The organism is Rasiella rasia, from assembly GCF_011044175.1.
GTDB classification, from domain to species: Bacteria; Bacteroidota; Bacteroidia; order Flavobacteriales; family Flavobacteriaceae; genus Marinirhabdus; species Marinirhabdus rasia.
Genome location: NZ_CP049057.1, coordinates 239,019 through 255,746, shown reverse-complemented (window position 1 = coordinate 255,746; position 16,728 = coordinate 239,019). Strand labels below are relative to the sequence as shown.

Here is a 16,728-nt window from a genome sequence, read left to right as displayed (position 1 = left end):
TTAACCAAAAGTTTAATAGACAACCTAATTAATAAGTGATAGTTAGCTGAAAAATACTTGATACACTTAGTTCAACGAATTGTATAGTATATGTTGTAAAAAGTGAAGTACCTTGGTACTGCTAATATTTCTATATTTATAATTCACAACGTAACATCTTAATTTCGAACCAAATGAAAATAAAACTTGAATTCTTGGTTTTGGCAATGCTGCTAATAGGTATGTATGCTGGAAATAGCCAGCCCTATCTTAAAGATTCTAAAGACTACATTCACCCATTTGGTGATACAGCCTCTAAGGTACTTTTAAACCATATAGATAGTATTGCAGATAAAAGTAGAATTATTGGATTAGGAGAAGTGAGCCATTATACAAAAGAGTGTTACGAGTTTAAACATCAAATTGTAAAGAAATTAATAGACAAAGGGTACAATGCCTTAATACTAGAAGTCGATTTTGGACAAGCACTCTTATGGAATGATTATGTAACTAATGGAATTGGTAATCTGGATACGTTGGTGGCGCAGTCTGGGTGGTTTACATACCGAACACAAGAATTCAAAAATCTCCTTAGTGAAATTAGAACCCACAATATAAAGGCAACAGTCCCTTTTCAAATCATTGGTATGGAAATGACTGCAATAAATCATAATCTCGCATGGTTGGCCAACTATTTCGAGAATGGTAAAGGTTATGAAGACATTAGTGCACAACTCAAGGAGAAAAGAACCACGGTAGCTTTTCAAACGCATACTTCGGAAGAGGTACGTTCTTATTGGGATCTTTATTACTCGCTTAGAAATATACTGACAGCAGACAAGACTACACTCGTTGAAAGTTCTGGTAATCAAAATTTTCAACTAGCAGAACAGCTTACAGAAATTGTACGGCAGTATGCTACTTATATAGCGCAAGATGAGTTTTTACTGAAAGTAGAATTTCGAGACCAATTTTCAACTAGAAATGTCTTTTGGAGTTTAAATTACTTAGGTGAGGGATCTAAAATAGCGATATGGGCTCACAATGGGCATATAGTTAAAGAGTCTGTTTTATTTCAATATGATATTCTTGGTTATTATTTAAGTAAATGGTTTGAAGACGCATACTATGCCATTGGTTTTACTTTTAATGAAGGTGAATTTGGCGCATTTTCATCAGACGGATTTAAGAAATGGAATTTACCACCGGTGACCCAAAATTCACTCACAAAAGAATTTAACGAGTATAATAGTCCGTATTTACTTTTCGATCTTAGGTCTAATCTGAAAGACATTCATGATACCAATCATCCCTTTTTTAGTGATATACCTATTAGAACAGATGTTTCAGAATCGTTTAATGAGCAAATCAATCCAATAATGAACATAAACTTATCGAATTCTTATGATTGTATGATTTACATTAACAAAACTCATTTTCCTACAACGATTAAGTGGAAACGAGATTAAAAGCTCCATGATGTTTTACAAAATGTAGTGGGTTGTGTATTATTGTAGTGGCTTTTAACGACCGTGAAAAAAATTTATGGAACAAATTAAAGTAATCTTTTTTGCCTTAGCATCCTTTTTTGGGATTGAGGATGGGCGTATTGCAGCAGATGCAACAACCGTTACTATAAATCCGCAGAAAAAGGAAATTGTTATTATTCAAGAAGATTTATTTAGCGTTATTCAAAATGAAAAAGATAAAGCCATTGCCTTGGTGCAATGGGATGCCCTGTTACATTATAAAGAACTAAACATGACATGGGCAAAAGAACTAGCCAGTTTAGAGTCTAAAACCTTAATTATATCTCCTAAAAAGGATATTATACAACCAAGACTAACATTTACCTATACTAACGAAAAGGATTTGCGCGGTCTTGGCATTTGGTACAATGCAGAGAAAGATGAATTTTCCATAAATCATGTTCCGCGATACAATCTTTCTACAGATAATGGACACTTATCCGGAAATTACTGGGTATTTCAGGGAAATAAAACTTTCAGCTTTACGCTACAGCCATTCTTAGAAATGCCAGAACAATATAAAAATTTTAAGCAACCTATATCTGAGCTCTTACTTTTAAGTGAGAAAAAATAGGACTTCCGTTGCAAACATTGCTCATGCAACGCATACAAATATCCCTCAACTAGTTTTTACTTATCTTTAATACGTAGGCATACGTATAATAGTTAATAACGAAATACATACTTTCGAATAAACTCTAGTGCTATGAGATTGGTTTTTGTTTTTATTGCTTATTTAGGTATTATTTCAATTGTATACTCACAAGAAACTGACCTTTCTAAGCAAGTGCACGCGCTTAAAATTGAAATCAACTCTTCTCAAGGTAGCAAACGTTTACAATGGCTAGACAGTTTGTCTACTATACTCGAATTTAATGCAGCCTTACAATATGATTCTATTGTGTCTAGTACAGTAAATCGTGCTATTGCTCTAGAATCATATGATATAGCCGCCAAACATATAGCAAATCTTATTTACTTCTATGAGTATTACGAGCAAGACTATGAAAAAGCATACGATTATTTTGAGTCTTACATACCGTATTTTTCGAAAATGAAGTCAGATAAAGCAGCAGAAATTTATTTGAATATTGGGAATGCGGCAAAGTATGCTCAAAAGAACGAAGCGGCCTACGGCAGCCACTTCTTATCGAAGTTTGGCGCACGTTTTTCTAAGAATGCATCTCTTCCTTCCTTTGCTTCATCGGTCATATATGCAAGTCGGGTAGCTTCGCCTGCAAACACCTGTTGCCCTACCATACCATCGTCTGTAAGGTTCATGGCAAATTTGAGCATCTTAATACTTGTTGGGCTCTTTGCAAGAATTTCCTGTGCCCATTCAAAGGCAGTTTGTTCAAGCTCATCGTGTGGTACTACAGCATTTACCATTCCCATTTCGAATGCTTCCTGAGCCGAATAGTTTCTCCCTAAAAAGAAAATTTCTCGGGCTTTCTTCTGCCCTACCATTTTTGCTAGATATGCACTTCCGTAGCCGCCATCAAAACTCGTTACGTCGGCATCGGTTTGTTTAAAAATAGCGTGTTCTTTACTGGCAAGCGTCATATCACAAACCACGTGTAAACTGTGCCCTCCTCCTACAGCCCAGCCAGGAACAACACAAATAACTGCTTTTGGCATAAATCGAATCATGCGCTGTGCGTCAAGAATATTCAATCTATGATAGCCATCATCTCCAACATATCCTTGATGTCCTCTTGCTTTTTGATCTCCACCACTACAAAAGCTCCACACACCATCTTTGCCAGACGGGCCTTCGGCACTAAGTAATACCACGCCAATACTAGTATCTTCCTGTGCGTCGTGCAAGGCATCTAATATTTCCGAAGTTGTTTTAGGTCTAAACGCATTACGTACATCTGGGCGATTAAAAGCAATTCTCGCTACGTTATGCGACTTTTTGTACGTAATATCTGTATATTCTTTGGCAGTTTTCCAGTTGGGTTGAAGCATAATTCTTATTTTAGCCCAAAGATACTTCGAAAAAATTCCAAAATGAAAAATTCTAAAATCCAATACGGTCTAAAGCATACTATTTTTACGTTACTCTGCGTATCATTGTTCTCTATTATTACTGCCGAAGCCCAGGAACCTTACGCTTTTACAACTCAAATAGATTTAGAAGCTACTCCTGTAATTAGTCAAGGAAGAACTGGTACATGCTGGAGTTTTAGTAGTACATCGTTTCTAGAATCTGAAATTATTAGACTTACAGGTAAAAAGGTTGATCTTTCAGAAATGTATACCGTACGCAATACCTATCCGAAAAAGCTTGAAAACTTTGTGATGCGCCAAGGAAAATCGCAATTTAGCGAAGGCGGTCTTGCACATGATGTGTTAAATTCTGTGCGTGATTATGGATTGGTGCCAAATGATGCATATAGTGGTTTGTTTCAATCTGAAACATCACACAACCATGCCGAGTTAGTTGCTGTTTTAAAAGCAATGGGGGAAACATATATAGTTAACCCCGCACGAAAGCTCAGTAAAAAGTGGAAGCCCGCTACCGAAGCAGTGCTAGATATTTATTTAGGTGAAAATCTAACCAAGTTTACATACGAAGGAACTCAATACACGCCAGAAAGTTTCCGTGATGCCATGAAAATTGTACCTGCAAATTACATAACTGTTACGTCTTTTCAGCATGCACCTTTCTATTCAGAATTTATATTGAATATTCCTGACAATTGGAGTTATGGAAGTTTTTACAATGTTCCGTTAGATGAAATGATGGCGACTTTAGATAACGCGTTGGCAAAAGGATTTACAGTAGAATTAGATTGCGACGTAAGCGAACGCACATTTTCGAGTAAAGATGGGGTAGCAGTAATCCCTATGAACCCCGAAAACAACATAAAAGCATTGCAAGGGGTGTATCCCGAGCGAAAAATTACACAAGAATACCGTCAAGAAGAATTTGAGAACTTTACGACAACAGATGACCATCTAATGCATATTACAGGAACTTTAGTTGACCAAAATGGTACCAAATATTATAAGGTGAAAAATAGCTGGGGTACCGACGAGAGCAGAAATGCTAATGGTGGTTATGTATATTTTAGTGAAGCCTATATGCGTTTAAAAACAATTAGCATTACCATACATAAAGATGCTGTACCAACGGCTACTGCTAAAAAATTAAATTTATAATTGGTTCGATTTTTGTAACCCTAATGGCATGAAACACTTTGTTGCCTTTTTATTATTTTTCCCGCTCATTGCATTGGGTCAAAACGATTTTGAAAGTCGGTATTTCACCTTGGCTGCTTCGGTAGAAACAGAGCTGCCAACGCCACAATTGTCTGCGTTTCAAAAGAAAGTGGCAAATTCTATTTATAAAAAATCTAGATTTTCAGATTTTACCAATCAGCAAGTGACTCGCCAGAATTTTTGGCAACCTGTAGACATGGCTGCAACAGCAAATGAACGTCAAAGATACTCTAATGTTTCCACAGAGCGATTGCAAGCTGGCTTTGGGCGTACGCAAGTGTACGGATATACTACCGATGGAAAAACTAGAGCACGTAATTCAGTGTATTTAGACCAACAGTATTATTCTCCAATTTATAATCCGTATGGCTCGTATTATCGCAATAGAAGTTACAGTCCGTATGGTTTTAGACCTGCTAGACGCAGTGCTATTTTCACCATTGGAGGTGATAATTAGATTAGTGCCTTTTAACCTCTCACCAAATCATACTGCTAGCGCTTACTTATACCTCCAGCTGCTTACGTCTGCCCCTGCTGGTGCGCTTTCTTCTATACGCTTCAATATCTTAGGTACGTACATGGAGTTATATCGAAGTCTGGTAACATGATTTGGTTCTGTTGGGTCACCATTCCAGCAGTGTTCTGCTCTATCTCCATAAGCCACCTCACCGTCGTAATATGGATTTGTGGTACTTTCCAAAAAGTCTTCCATCAGGTAGACCGCATTGTTTAAGTAGTAATTGTCCATATCACCACAATAAATATGAATTTTTCCTTTTAGGTCATCCCCTAATTTATCCCAATCTCTTTCAAGAATATATCTAAGGTCATAATTTTCTTTCCAATACATGGCAACCTCCTTGTTGATATCGCCAGTATATTTATCCCAAATACGTTGTGGATATCCGTCTTCACCTAAAGGAGAATAAGTTGCTTCCCATATATCCCATTGCTGACCCGAGCGTGATTTATCACCTAATACAAGCTCTAAATGATTTGCGCGACGTAACGTAGTAGAAATTTGACCTAAATAGTCTCTTCTACCTGGGACTTCCAAGGTGTTGAATTGAGAGTCATAATAATAGGCATTCTCATCTTCATAAATATTGGTTAAGGTATAAGCTCGAAAGTCTATTGGGTCTGGGCACGCGGCAAAACAACCATTGTACTCATTTGGGTACTTAACTTGTACAGCAAGTGCTTCCCAACCACCAGTAGAACCTCCATATAAAAATCGAGACCAACCTTCCCCAATGCCTCTAAACTGCTTTTCAATATATGGTATAAGCTCATATGTAATAGCATCGCCATACGGTCCTTGCGCAGCGCTATTAACCGCATAGCTGTCGTCATAATAAGGTGTAGGATGTTGAATTTCAATAATTAACATTCGCGGGAAATCTGGAGAATTCCAGCGCTTATAAAAATCATAAGCTTCTTGTTGCACCATTTTATTGTAACCATTTACTTTAAAACGTTCTGAATAGTCTTCTTCTAGGTTTGGGTCTGGAGGTGTGGTGCGCCAATCGCCAAAATCGCTTGGGAAATGACCATGAAAAACCATAAGTGGATATTTGGCTTCGGGATGTTTGTCAAAATCTTTAGGAAGTAAAACATGAGCCCCGAGATACATGTCTCGCCCATAGAATTTTGAAAGTTTTTCAGACTTCATTTTAATATGTTTTACCCACTCTGTATCTTTTGGTTCTTCAATTGGGGGAATTACTTTGTCTATAGTTACCGTTGTTGTAGTGCCCACTACCTTACTAATATCTATTGAAACAGGCTCATTGTAAATATTTCCTGGCGATTTGTTCCATTGTTGGCCTTCGCCATTATCCATTGGTAATTTTACCGTATGACCTGTGGAAAGATTAAAGGTTTCATAAACGTGTAATAAAGCCTGCATTTGGTAGGTTCCGGCGGGTACATCGCTTAAATTCTCAATAGGAAAACCAAAATCATTTTCGGTAAATGTAACTTTGTCTCCCGGTTTCAAATTTTCTACATTTTTTCCGAAAATTAATTGGGTTTTCAGTCCGTCATTTATCTGAAACCTAGGTTCTGCTTCTGTGTTAGTGGAAAGCATGAGTAGAAGTCTGCCATCTAAACTTTCCGCAGTAAGGCTATCAGATAGTTGCACTACTATTTCCAACTTGGGTTTTGTACTTACGGTAATACATGAAAGAAATGTAGAGATTATAGCAATACAGAGAAGAAATTTTTTCATAATAGAAGAGGTTGGTAGTATCTAAAAGTACGAAAAATTACCCTATTTTTAGACTCCAGAAAAAGTATTGATGAGCAAAGAAAACGGTAGGCCTTTACATAGCAATCAACAAAATTTACAAGTGCTTCAGGAAGACAATCATATAATAGTTGTAAACAAACGAGCTGGAGATATTGTGCAAGGTGATAAAACTGGAGATATGCCTCTTTCCGAAGTAGTTAAAAACTATATTGGAGAAAAATACAATAAGCCTGGCGCTGTTTATTTAGGTGTAGTACATAGGTTAGATCGTCCTACAAGTGGCATTGTTCTTTTTGCTCGTACCTCTAAAGCCCTTAGCCGACTAAATGCTCAATTTGCTGCTCGGGAAACTTCAAAAACATATTGGGCAGTAGTAAAAAACGCGCCTCCCAAAGACGCAGATCGGTTAGTTCATTATCTAAAACGCAATCCGAAACAGAATAAATCGTATGCACATGCCAAGGAAGTTCCTGACAGTAAAAAAGCTGCGTTAACGTATAGAATACTAAAAAAGTTAGATAATTACTATTTATTAGAAATTGATTTAGAGACTGGGCGACATCATCAAATTCGCTCTCAATTAGCCGCTATAGGTTGTCCGATTAAAGGTGATTTAAAATACGGTTTTGACAGAAGTAATAAAGATGGAAGTATTCACTTGCACGCTAGAACTCTAGCTTTTATGCATCCTGTAAAAAAAGAGAAAATAACGGTTACGGCTGCACCACCCAAAGATGCAATCTGGGCTGCCTGTGTTTAAACCTCTACCAAGCCGTTTTTTATTGCGAATAACACCAGTCCTACTCTATTTTTAATGTTATAGCGTTTAAAAACATCTTGACGGTAGCCATCTATCGTTTTAGGACTTAGGTTCATGATGTCTGCAATTTCTTTATATGTTTTATCGGTAGCCGCAAGTTTAATAAACCTTAATTCTGTGTTTTTAAGTCCGAGCCCCTCTACTTCGTGCTTTTTATTAAATGCATGAACTAGCGTATTTGCCACTAAGTCTGAATGATAGAAACCATTGTTAATAATTTCGGAAATGGCAACTTTTAATGTTTCTGGAGGCGTGTCTTTTAGAAGATACCCTTTCGCTCCGTTATGTATCATTTTTATAATGGCAGCTTCATCGTCTTCCATAGATAGCGCGAGCACGTTAATTTTTGGATGCTGCTCTTTTAGCCAATTTGCTGTTTCGTAGCCATCCATAACTGGCATATTGATGTCGAGTAATACTAAATCTGGCATTTCGGCGCAAGCCAATAAGTTTTGCTGAAACTCTTTACCGTTCTTAGAAACATGAAGCACCGAAAAATTTCCAAAGGAAATAATGAGCTGCTCGAGCGATGTTGCCAGCAAGGTGTGATCATCTACAATCGCAATTTTACAGGTTCTTTCTTCCATGTGCTTAAAAGGTATAAGAAAGTTTAAGGGTTGTGCCCTGCCCTATTTCAGAATTTAACTCGAATGTGGCACCAATCATTTCAGCTCTACTGCGCATTGTTTCTGTTCCAGAGTTAGTAGATTTTGTTTTAGTACTAAAACCTACTCCATTGTCTTGCATTACTATGGTTAATGTCGTTTCAGAAAACGTAACAAAAACTTGCAGAGAAGTTGCTTTTGCGTGTTTAATTACATTCGACAAAAACTCTTGGACTATTCTAAAAATAATGATTTCGTCTGAACTATTTAATCTTTTCTCCTCGCCTTCTACCAGGATGCTCGCCTCCAGGAACTTAAGCCTGTTAAATCGTTCGACCTCGGTTTGTATAGATGTTACCAACCCATTTTTTAAGATCACGTCATTGTTAAGTGTTTTGGAAAGTGAACGAACTTCTTGAAGCGCGTGAGACACCACCTCTTTAGTTTCTTTTATCTGTGATGTTTGCTCTCCGCTACTTTTTTGCTCCAGCATATTTAAATGAATATTTACAACAGATAAGAGTTGTCCTACATTATCGTGTAGTTCCCACCCAATATTTTTGAGCGTGTTTTCTTTTATTTCAATCTCAGTTTTAGCGAGTTCCTTTTCAAATTTTTGCTGTTCTTGCATTTTCTGAAGCACGAGGAGGTTTTTCCTTTTCAGAAAAAACATCACAAAAACTGCTATAAATGCGCATAGAAAGAGCATAATAGCGATTAAATAGCCTAATAAGACAAGTGCCTCTTTTTCGAGCATAATATAAAAGCTATAGTATAGGTTAGGTAAAGCAAGATATTTAAAAAGAACAATGTATACACTCTAAACGAAACAAATAATTCGTTTCCTGTAGAGGTTTTGAAGTAGTTAGATAAGAAGTCTAACGGCGATGTACACAAGGTATGTATTAGTAAAACTACAGAAATATAGAACGCCAAATTATAGGAAAGGTTTAGCAACTTTTCTGAAGCAAGCAAATCGAGGTAATACAACAAAATCGCCAACAGTATTAAAAGGCTACCAAAAATTGTAGATACTTTAGAAAATGCATCGAAGAAATTACTCATTGTAAAATCTACCAACACAGCCATCACCATAAGTATTGTAAGTACGTTTAAAACCTTCTTTGCTTGAATTTTATTTAGTTTACTTGAAAAAAAGTATACGTATACAATATTACCAGCAAGTAACTGACAATTACCTAGCCAATAATTATTCCTAAATACGGTATGCTCTATAAATCCGAAAATTTCATAGTTTGAAAAATAGGCGATGCCGGCGTAGCTACTAAGAATTTCATTAAAAACAGTGTACCACAAGAAAGCGACAAGAAGTTTCTCTGCTCTATCTCCTCGCCTCTTTCTTAAATAATATACTCCCGCACTTGCTGCAACTATTTCAAGGAGCAAGACAGGAATCATATTTAGTATAAAATCACTTAATTCCACTAGTATTCGTTAGGTGGCCAACCTGTATTGCTCCTATTCAAAGGATCAATATCATAATTATTCGATGCATTTTCATCACTTCCGTTGGTGGGTGCTAGAAACACAGTGGCCTTTGTAGACTTACTATTATTGTAAGCCGCAAAATAAATTCGAATTCCTGGATTTAACACTCCTAGTTTTGCAGATTCTGCCCTCACATAGGCTAAAAACTCTTCCATTTCGGCTAAACTGAAGGTGAAATCTGATGCATCTTGCGCGCCGCGACTGCTCGTAATTGTAGCTCCACGTGACGTTATCCAGTTGTTCTGAAGCTCTTTAGCTTCTTCAATCGAAATACATTTGGTTGGTTTAGACATAGTTTACTTTTTAGAAATTCATAAAGTTTCAAATTATAAAAAATGAGCACGTTGTGAAAATAAAAACAAAAAAACAGGGAAAACCCCTTTTTCAAATAGGAAAAAGCCTATTGTGTAACTTGCTTAATGTCTATATCTTAGCTAGATAAAGCTAACCACATATGTCTCCAAAAAAAAATACCAAACCTTTCTTTGAAAAGGTGGTAGGTTTGGTAAATCGACTTATCAGATCATCAAAGAACTTTTTTAGATCTTCTTTTCTGAGTCTTCTTGTCATTACCATCATTTTATTACTGCTTACGCAAATGGCACAGGCATTTACCATGATGGTAGATTTGGTAGAAAATGATTGGGTGGCACTTTTGTTTTCGTTCTTTTTTATTAATGCGCTGGCCCTTGTGCTCTCTCATTATCCAATTTATAATTACTACGCTGCAGATCTTAACGATAGTGGGGATTATACCAAGTGGGCACCCAAAAAGCCCATCCCTCGCATTTTTGGTCCGTTGCATCACTTTACCGTCTATGTGTTTACGAAAAATCCAGCATCTAGCTATGTACCTGATAACCTTGCACACTATTTCAGATACTTTATTGGTATTTTAATTCATATGGTTTGGATTCATTTCATCTTGCGAAGTTTTATGCCTAACCTCATCTTCGAAGAAAATTTTTCGCCACTTACATGGAACTTAATTGTGTACCCACTGCTCTTTGTACCTTTTATTATGTACATCTTCTTAAAAGAGAAAGTGACAAAATACGAGCGTATTACAACGCTGGCAATCAAAGAAAATATGATTGTTCGCCAAGAGAAATTTCAAAATAAAACCAATGCACTTCTAAAACGTCTTGGAGCATATTATACCATTACCGCATTACTGTGTGTTATTTTACTTATTACAACATTGGTCATAAAACAGTTTAGCTTAGGCAAACTTTTGCTTATGCTACTTACGAGCTACGCTTTTATGTTCAACTATGTGTTTTTTAGATTGCTTCGTTCTAAATTACCCCGTATTTGTAATGCCTTTGAGGCTTCTCATAGCCGTTCTATTTTTAAACCAATACTCAAATGGTTGTTGCCCCTAGCGGTTTCAGAAAAATACTTACTTATTTACTTTTTTAATTTTGTTGTGGCAACTGTGATTATTATTTGGTCTATGGTTGCTAGTAGCAATGGAGGTTCGCTTCTAAACGGTATTCCTATAATTCTAGCGTTTTTCTATTTTTATTACTACATCATAGCAAGTGTAAATAAGTTTTTCTTCGTCACGAAAAAACTATACTTATTTGGAACCATAACCTATAAAGTAATCTTTGGGCTTTTTATTCTCGTTATTTCGTTTGCTGCAATTGGTTTCTTTCTAGATAAGGAGGTAACGACACACCAACTAGATACCGTTGCAAAATCTCAAAATCTCATAGATGAAACTACTTTTATTGAAAAATTAAAAACCAAAACAGATAGTACCCTATTTTTTATTGCATCTCACGGAGGTGGATTAAAAGCCAATGTCTGGACACTGAATGTGGTTAACGAGTTGCAAAAAAAGACCAATGGTAAGTTACTAGACCAAACAATAGGCTTATCTGGTGCTTCTGGCGGTTCTTTGGGCTTGGCGCTCTACACCGGACTTTACAGAGAAGAGGGAAAAGATTTTGATAAAATTAAGGAGCGAATAAACGTTCTAGCACAACAAAACTACACCTCTTTAGACCTATCGCTTACCTTAGGCATTGATACTTATAGAAAATTGTGGCCGCTGTACAAAAACATCGGACTCAAAGATCGCCCCTACCATGCCATGAAAAAATACCAAGATGCTATAGAGCGTAAGCCCCATGAAAAGCTCTCTAATCAATCGTATAGGGCTTACTGGGCCGATGCCTACACTAAGAACGGGTATTTTCCCTCACTTATTATGAATACAGCGGGCACAAGTGGTGGTCGCGGTATTTTCTGGTCTGTAGCAAGCGAAAACTTCCAGAAGGTGTTTCCAAATTCGGTGAATCTTGCAGATATTTCAGAAAACACAACAATTCCATTTTACCAAGCAGTATCTACCACAAACCGTTTTCCATTTTTAAGCCCCGCTGCTAAAATCAAAGGGTTTGGACATTTTATAGATGCTGGCGCCATTGATAATAGCGGACTCCTTGGTTGTTTGGATTTGTATAATTACCTGCGGTTAGATGATAAAGTACTAGACCAAAAGAAGATAGTTTTTATAGAAATCATTAATAGTAAAAGTATTTACATTAAGCATCTCATTGAAGAGTTTAGAACTAATATTGACAGCACCCATATTACCATAGATGAAAAAGAAACCGACAATATTGTAGCCGATTTACAAACAGGTTTAAACCTTGATAAAATTCCGAATTATCTAAGTGACTTCTTCGAAAATTTAGATGATAACAGCAGAAATGTTGGCTATGTTCGCCTCATGATGCCGCATAAAATAACCATGAAAGATGCGCAAGGTGTGCTAGGTGGCACCATAGAAAACGAGCATTTGCGGGTAAAACTTGATAGCTTCTTTGGTGTAAAAAATAATCAGATAATCGATCTTACCGATAAAGAACGTGAAAACTTATTTTCTCCTTGGAATAGCTATGAACCAACATTATCACGCCACTTAAGTAAAAGTAGTTTACGCTATGTAGATTCTATTTTGAATCACCCTTACTTGCAAAAACGATTCGACGAAATTAATGGGTACATCACTACAAAAAACGATACCTTATGATAGCTAGATGGAATCGCTTAATTTAAACCGAACACGCTGTCCTCCCCGCATTTGTGCCAAGTTATTAATCGCAGCCTCTGTTAGCTGAAAAATGCGAGCGTATCCTCCCGTAACTTGTGCGTCTCTCATAAGCACAATGATTTTTCCAGATGGGGTTAGTTGCACGGTGCCTGGTTGTACTGGTGCTGTAATTATTTCTAAAGCCGAAAGTTGATGTTGGCCATCCAAAAGGTACGCCATTCGGTTGCTTTGCGGTGAGATTTCAAAATGAGATGTTAGTAACACTTTTTGTTGCGCTACTGATAACTGATTAATTTCTGAGCCTTTGTAGACTTCAATTTCTTCGGAAAAAGGCGTTGTTTTTACTTCGGAAATATTCTTAGAGGCGCGATTTTGCTTTATAGTGCCAATTGGTAATTTATCTCCTTTTTTTACAACTTCTGAAGGTGTAATAGAACTATAAAAGCTTCGGCTACCTAAAATTTCAGGAGTATGTATACCGCCTTCTACTGCCAGATAGCAACGCATACCACGTACTACAGTTCCAATGGTTAAGACGTCGTTTTGTTTTGCCGAAACTACCTGATGGGTTAATATTTCCGAAGCATTGAGCAGCATTTTAAAAGACCCTCCAGTAACTACAAAGGTTGTAGCGCTCATAAACCGAAGTGTAGGGCCTAGCATGGTGCACTCCAAAACTGCACTACTAGCTAGGTTCCCTACTAATTTATTTGCTAACAGCGCCGCTTCAGAATCCATAGCGCCACTTAAAGGAACGCCTTGTTTTCTGTAACCAATGCGACCTAAATCCTGAACGCTGGTGTATAACCCTGGTTTAAGTACTTCAATCATACACACGTTTTTGAAGTGAATACGAACCCGCAGCAATTTCTGCTTGTATTTGCTGAAACCTATCTAATTTAATTGGAGAAAATTTTACCAAGTCTCCAGCTTGCACAAGAGAGGGTAATTTATGCGACACGTCAAAAAACTGTAGCGGAGATTTCCCAATGATATTCCATCCTCCAGGTGAATTTTGCGGGTATATTCCTGTCTGTTCTCCCCCAATGCCAACACTTCCGGCATCTATACGTGGTCTAGGCGTTTTTTTTCGAGGTGTATGCAGATGCGTTGGAAGCCCCGTTAAATATGGAAACCCAGGTAGAAAACCCAAAAACGAAACGCGATATAAGGCCGCGCTATGACGTTCAATTACGGTTGTAACCGAACATGAATGATAATTAGCCACAGCCTGTATATCGGTTCCATAGGCCTTATCATAACACACAGGCACAGTAATTAGATATCGTGTGGTGTTACTGTTGGTGAGAGCACTTTTTAGTAAAACAGCTTTCAATCTAGCTTGAAAAGCTACAGCATGTACAGTTGGTTTTAAATAGATAGCTAGCTCTTTATAGCTAGGCACCACCTCTATAATGTCTTCAACAAAGTGAGATTGTATAACCATTGTAGTTTGTAGAATCGTTCGCTCAGTTTCTTCAGAAATAGCACCGTCCCATTGTAAGAAAAGGCTGTGGGGTGTTGAAATGAATATGGTTGGTGCTTTCATCGCTGCAACCTTAGTTGGTGAATTGTAAATTGTGCATGAAGGTACTTTAAAATTTCAACCGCATGGGGGTGATCGCCATGAATACAAAATGTATCTGCCAGAAGTGATGTATTGATTCCTGAAACTGTGGTTACTTCTTGTAAAAAAACCAGTTGCTTTAGCTGTGTCCACGCACTGTTTTTATCATGAATAATCGCGTTACCCTGCTTTCGAGACACAAGCGATAAATCGTCGTTGTAACGTCTATCAATAAATGCTTCAAAAGCCAAAGGCATCAGGTTCTCTGCTTTTTTATGCAACACAGAATTGTAGGGAACATACAGTGTTGGTCTTACCTTAGTGGCAACAATAGCATCGACAATTGCATCTGCCGTTGGCGCATCTTTTGCGGCGTAATTGTATAAAGCACCGTGTAGTTTTATATGATGTATGGTTGCTTCTTCCGATTGGCATACCGCGTAAAATTGCGTTAACTGCTCAAAAATGCTATTTGTAAGCTCGCTTTTAGTCATTGTTACTAAGACTCGGCCAAAATTATCGGTATCAGGGAATGAGGGATGTGCTCCTACATGCACATGATACTTTTTAGCAAGCCTAATAGTTTGCACCATAGAATTTAAATCGCCAACATGCCCTCCACAAGCTATATTACAAGAAGATATATACGGCATAATATCGGCATCATTACCAATGCCTTCTCCCACGTCTGCGTTAATATCTATATATTTTAAATTTTGGACCATTGCATTCTTAGTGTAACAAAAATATAAAAGTAACTACCTATTTATTAAAGTTAAAAGTATGAAATCGATAGTTATTTTATTTACCGCACTTATGATAGTTTGTATATCTGGAATGATTTATTTTAGTGGCGATGATCCTATATTTTCATTGTTTAGCACAGCCAGTATTATGGTTACTTTAGGTGGTACTTATCTAATTGAAAGAAAAAAGGAAAAAGACGCCTAGTCTATCCGAATACCTTCCATAAGCTCCTTGCTCCTAGTATCACGGTTGCTAAAATGATAATAGTGCCAAGTATATTTTGGAACCTACTATTTCGATAACTACCAAGAACCGTTTGCTTATTTACAACCCAAACTAAGAACCCTGCAATTATTGGTAACAATAAGCCATTGGCTACCTGAGCAACTTGAATGATGGTAATTGATTTAAATCCAATAGAAGAAAACACCACGCCCAAACCTAAGATAAGTATCCAAACACTGCGGAATTGTGCCGATTTCAAACCGCCCTGCCATCCAAAACAATCACGAGCTACATATGCAGCGGCAAGAGGTGCTGTAATAGCAGAAGTAATTCCAGCAGCGAAAAGTCCGATGCTTAAGATGTATTTTGCAAAACTTCCGTAGAGGGGAACAAGGCCTTTGGCTAAATCTGCGGCATTATTCACTTCTGTTTGTTGAATAGCAGCTGCACAAATAATAATAGACATAGATACCAAACCTCCTAAAATAATTGAAACATATAAGTCTTTCCGCGCCGCCCCGAGCTGGTTTGCTCCCTTCCACTTCTCTTTTACTAATGAGGCATGTAAAAACAAATTATAAGGCACTACAGTGGTACCTACCAAAGCAATAATCGTTAAGACGCTTTCCGAAGGCACCTTAGGTGAAACCATACCTTTTACTACAGAAAGCCAATTAGGATTTGTCATAACTGCCGCAATGATAAAACTAATGCTCATAAGCAGTACCAAGGCAACCAACGCCCGTTCAATTACTTTATAGTTTCCTATAAATAGCAGTACAAACGCGATAATACCAATAATGATGCTAACATAATTCAAATTAAAACTTCCCACAGAAACTGTTGTCGATTCTAAAATGGTTTGCAGACCTAGTACGCCTCCGCTAATATTTCCTGCTTCATACGCGGCATTTCCAACTAAAATTGCAGCTATAATAAGTGCAACAGCTAAGGACCTAATTATTGGGTTTTTGATTTGTGCTTTTACGGTAGCAGCTAATCCATTGCCTCCTACTAGTCCAAGTCGTGCTGCCATTTCTTGAAGGACAATTGTAGCCACGATAGATAAAACCATTGCCCACAAGAGCTCAAAACCAAACTGAACACCCGCTAGTGTGCAAACAGTGACGGTTCCTGGACCTATAAACGCTGCGGCGATTAGCGTTCCCGGGCCTATATTTTTAAGTGGATTTTTAAACAA

At 37.4% G+C, this 16,728-nt stretch carries 17 protein-coding genes; 7 read left to right on the top strand and 10 right to left on the bottom strand.

Annotated features, from left to right (window positions below):
* The first annotated feature begins 173 nt into the window (after positions 1-173).
* Positions 174-1,448 carry an erythromycin esterase family protein gene (locus tag G5B37_RS01210; RefSeq protein WP_164678239.1) on the top strand — a complete coding sequence of 425 codons (1,275 nt, stop codon included), beginning with the start codon at positions 174-176 and terminating at the stop codon, positions 1,446-1,448.
* A 76-nt stretch (positions 1,449-1,524) separates the two neighbouring features.
* Positions 1,525-2,082, top strand: a complete 558-nt coding sequence (locus tag G5B37_RS01205; RefSeq protein ID WP_164678238.1) for a hypothetical protein — start codon at positions 1,525-1,527, stop codon at positions 2,080-2,082.
* Between the two features lie 557 nt (positions 2,083-2,639).
* Here the strand turns inward: G5B37_RS01205 and G5B37_RS01200 are convergent.
* Entirely contained in the window at positions 2,640-3,479 is an 840-nt protein-coding gene (locus G5B37_RS01200; protein WP_164678237.1) for a 1,4-dihydroxy-2-naphthoyl-CoA synthase, read from the bottom strand.
* 42 nt (positions 3,480-3,521) lie between these two features.
* Here G5B37_RS01200 and G5B37_RS01195 point away from each other — a divergent pair, with 42 nt between their 5' ends.
* Both G5B37_RS01195 and G5B37_RS01190 read left to right on the top strand, forming a co-directional pair.
* Entirely contained in the window at positions 3,522-4,676 is a 1,155-nt protein-coding gene (locus G5B37_RS01195; RefSeq protein WP_164678236.1) for a C1 family peptidase, read from the top strand.
* 28 nt (positions 4,677-4,704) lie between these two features.
* Positions 4,705-5,193, top strand: a complete 489-nt coding sequence (locus G5B37_RS01190) for a hypothetical protein (RefSeq protein WP_164678235.1) — start codon at positions 4,705-4,707, stop codon at positions 5,191-5,193.
* Positions 5,194-5,235: 42 nt separating this feature from the next.
* On the opposite strand, the gene G5B37_RS01185 is transcribed toward G5B37_RS01190, so the two are convergent.
* Positions 5,236-6,966 (bottom strand): alpha/beta hydrolase-fold protein, encoded by a 1,731-nt coding sequence (locus G5B37_RS01185; RefSeq protein WP_164678234.1) that lies wholly within the window; start codon positions 6,964-6,966, stop codon positions 5,236-5,238.
* Between the two features lie 70 nt (positions 6,967-7,036).
* Between G5B37_RS01185 and G5B37_RS01180 the strand changes: the two genes are divergently transcribed.
* Positions 7,037-7,747, top strand: a complete 711-nt coding sequence (locus G5B37_RS01180) for an RluA family pseudouridine synthase (RefSeq protein WP_164678233.1) — start codon at positions 7,037-7,039, stop codon at positions 7,745-7,747.
* Here the strand turns inward: G5B37_RS01180 and G5B37_RS01175 are convergent.
* From G5B37_RS01175 to G5B37_RS01160, 4 genes are read right to left on the bottom strand one after another with little or no spacing between them, the layout of a single operon-like run.
* Entirely contained in the window at positions 7,744-8,394 is a 651-nt protein-coding gene (locus G5B37_RS01175; protein WP_164678232.1) for a response regulator transcription factor, read from the bottom strand. The two genes, G5B37_RS01180 and G5B37_RS01175, sit on opposite strands and share 4 nt — an antisense overlap.
* 4 nt (positions 8,395-8,398) lie before the next feature.
* Positions 8,399-9,169 (bottom strand): sensor histidine kinase, encoded by a 771-nt coding sequence (locus tag G5B37_RS01170; RefSeq protein WP_164678231.1) that lies wholly within the window; start codon positions 9,167-9,169, stop codon positions 8,399-8,401.
* Positions 9,139-9,831, bottom strand: coding sequence for a hypothetical protein (locus G5B37_RS01165; RefSeq protein WP_164678230.1), 693 nt, complete (start codon positions 9,829-9,831; stop codon positions 9,139-9,141). The genes G5B37_RS01170 and G5B37_RS01165 overlap by 31 nt, the downstream gene beginning before the upstream one ends.
* A 26-nt stretch (positions 9,832-9,857) precedes the next feature.
* Positions 9,858-10,214: a hypothetical protein gene (locus G5B37_RS01160; protein ID WP_164678229.1), complete on the bottom strand. Its 357-nt coding sequence runs from the start codon at positions 10,212-10,214 to the stop codon at positions 9,858-9,860.
* 161 nt (positions 10,215-10,375) lie between these two features.
* Here G5B37_RS01160 and G5B37_RS01155 point away from each other — a divergent pair, with 161 nt between their 5' ends.
* A complete protein-coding gene (locus G5B37_RS01155; RefSeq protein WP_164678228.1) occupies positions 10,376-12,967 on the top strand; it encodes a patatin-like phospholipase domain-containing protein in 2,592 nt (863 codons plus the stop codon).
* Positions 12,968-12,970: 3 nt separating this feature from the next.
* Here G5B37_RS01155 and G5B37_RS01150 read toward each other — a convergent pair whose 3' ends face one another.
* Genes G5B37_RS01150 through pxpA form a run of 3 tightly spaced genes read right to left on the bottom strand, consistent with a single transcriptional unit; the run spans position 12,971 to position 15,280 of the window.
* Positions 12,971-13,819: a 5-oxoprolinase subunit C family protein gene (locus G5B37_RS01150; RefSeq protein WP_164678227.1), complete on the bottom strand. Its 849-nt coding sequence runs from the start codon at positions 13,817-13,819 to the stop codon at positions 12,971-12,973.
* Positions 13,812-14,537: a 5-oxoprolinase subunit PxpB gene (gene pxpB / locus G5B37_RS01145; protein ID WP_164678226.1), complete on the bottom strand. Its 726-nt coding sequence runs from the start codon at positions 14,535-14,537 to the stop codon at positions 13,812-13,814. Before pxpB ends, G5B37_RS01150 begins: the two co-directional genes overlap by 8 nt.
* Positions 14,534-15,280 carry a 5-oxoprolinase subunit PxpA gene (gene pxpA, locus G5B37_RS01140; protein ID WP_164678225.1) on the bottom strand — a complete coding sequence of 249 codons (747 nt, stop codon included), beginning with the start codon at positions 15,278-15,280 and terminating at the stop codon, positions 14,534-14,536. The genes pxpB and pxpA overlap by 4 nt, the downstream gene beginning before the upstream one ends.
* A 58-nt stretch (positions 15,281-15,338) precedes the next feature.
* Between pxpA and G5B37_RS01135 the strand changes: the two genes are divergently transcribed.
* The gene (locus G5B37_RS01135) at positions 15,339-15,506 is read left to right on the top strand and encodes a hypothetical protein (RefSeq protein WP_164678224.1); all 168 of its coding nucleotides are present in this window, start codon (positions 15,339-15,341) and stop codon (positions 15,504-15,506) included.
* 1 nt (position 15,507) lies between these two features.
* On the opposite strand, the gene G5B37_RS01130 is transcribed toward G5B37_RS01135, so the two are convergent.
* Complete coding sequence (locus G5B37_RS01130; RefSeq protein WP_164678223.1) at positions 15,508-16,728, bottom strand: Nramp family divalent metal transporter; 1,221 nt, start codon at positions 16,726-16,728, stop codon at positions 15,508-15,510.

Excerpts from the sequence above, each read along its gene's own strand:
- G5B37_RS01210 (WP_164678239.1), top strand. The coding sequence starts at position 174 with ATGAAAATAAAACTTGAATTCTTGGTTTTGGCAATGCTGCTAATAGGT.
- G5B37_RS01205 (WP_164678238.1), top strand. The coding sequence starts at position 1,525 with ATGGAACAAATTAAAGTAATCTTTTTTGCCTTAGCATCCTTTTTTGGG.
- G5B37_RS01200 (WP_164678237.1), bottom strand. The coding sequence starts at position 3,479 with ATGCTTCAACCCAACTGGAAAACTGCCAAAGAATATACAGATATTACG.
- G5B37_RS01195 (WP_164678236.1), top strand. The coding sequence starts at position 3,522 with ATGAAAAATTCTAAAATCCAATACGGTCTAAAGCATACTATTTTTACG.
- G5B37_RS01190 (WP_164678235.1), top strand. The coding sequence starts at position 4,705 with ATGAAACACTTTGTTGCCTTTTTATTATTTTTCCCGCTCATTGCATTG.
- G5B37_RS01185 (WP_164678234.1), bottom strand. The coding sequence starts at position 6,966 with ATGAAAAAATTTCTTCTCTGTATTGCTATAATCTCTACATTTCTTTCA.
- G5B37_RS01180 (WP_164678233.1), top strand. The coding sequence starts at position 7,037 with ATGAGCAAAGAAAACGGTAGGCCTTTACATAGCAATCAACAAAATTTA.
- G5B37_RS01175 (WP_164678232.1), bottom strand. The coding sequence starts at position 8,394 with ATGGAAGAAAGAACCTGTAAAATTGCGATTGTAGATGATCACACCTTG.
- G5B37_RS01170 (WP_164678231.1), bottom strand. The coding sequence starts at position 9,169 with ATGCTCGAAAAAGAGGCACTTGTCTTATTAGGCTATTTAATCGCTATT.
- G5B37_RS01165 (WP_164678230.1), bottom strand. The coding sequence starts at position 9,831 with ATGATTCCTGTCTTGCTCCTTGAAATAGTTGCAGCAAGTGCGGGAGTA.
- G5B37_RS01160 (WP_164678229.1), bottom strand. The coding sequence starts at position 10,214 with ATGTCTAAACCAACCAAATGTATTTCGATTGAAGAAGCTAAAGAGCTT.
- G5B37_RS01155 (WP_164678228.1), top strand. The coding sequence starts at position 10,376 with ATGTCTCCAAAAAAAAATACCAAACCTTTCTTTGAAAAGGTGGTAGGT.
- G5B37_RS01150 (WP_164678227.1), bottom strand. The coding sequence starts at position 13,819 with ATGATTGAAGTACTTAAACCAGGGTTATACACCAGCGTTCAGGATTTA.
- pxpB (WP_164678226.1), bottom strand. The coding sequence starts at position 14,537 with ATGAAAGCACCAACCATATTCATTTCAACACCCCACAGCCTTTTCTTA.
- pxpA (WP_164678225.1), bottom strand. The coding sequence starts at position 15,280 with ATGGTCCAAAATTTAAAATATATAGATATTAACGCAGACGTGGGAGAA.
- G5B37_RS01135 (WP_164678224.1), top strand. The coding sequence starts at position 15,339 with ATGAAATCGATAGTTATTTTATTTACCGCACTTATGATAGTTTGTATA.